This window comes from Oleiphilus sp. HI0043 (assembly GCF_001634935.1).
In genome coordinates this window covers 1-631 of record NZ_LWEY01000146.1, presented here as the reverse complement: position 1 = coordinate 631, position 631 = coordinate 1, and the positions used below count along the sequence as shown (strand labels likewise).

The window sequence follows — 631 nt, the reverse complement described above, 5'->3', positions numbered from 1 at the left end:
CCAAGCCGATATCATAGCCATCAGCCACAACCACTATGACCACTTAGATGACTTAGCCCTTCGAGCCTACCCCTACAAAAAAGAAACTTTAGTCATCGTACCCTTGGGCCTTAAGCGCTTCTTAACATCGCGAGGCTACAAGCGTGTTATTGAGCAAGACTGGTGGCAAGAAACACAAGTCGAAGAACTAACCATCACCACACTACCCGCCGTGCATTTCTCTGGCAGAGGCCTCTTTGATACCAACAAGACCCTATGGGCAAGCTTCAGCTTCCGCTCCAAGGAAAGAAGCATATGGTTCTCGGGCGATACAGCGAAAGGTGAGATATTCAAGGAGATAGGTGAACGGGCAGGCCCCTTCGATTTGGCCTTAATTGGTATTGGCGCCTATGAGCCAAGAAGGTATATGCGTTCTGTTCACGCGACACCTGAAGATGCCATTGAAATTGCAAGAAGTATCAAAGCACAGAAAACCATCGGCATGCATTGGGGGGCTATCATGCTGACACCTGAAGACCCATTTGAAGCCCCTCCTCGCTTTAAACAAGCCGCTATAGATCAAAGCTATGGCGATGAAAATGCTTTATTGATGAAGGTTGGAGAAACTCGAGCACTTTAATTTATCGATTTT

The 631-nt window shown here is 47.2% G+C and carries 1 protein-coding gene; it reads left to right on the top strand.

Features of this window, described 5'->3' with window-relative positions; genetic code table 11:
* A partial coding sequence (locus A3729_RS02785; protein ID WP_197475499.1) for an MBL fold metallo-hydrolase occupies positions 1-619 on the top strand: 619 nt, incomplete at its 5' end.
* Positions 620-631: the final 12 nt, after the last annotated feature.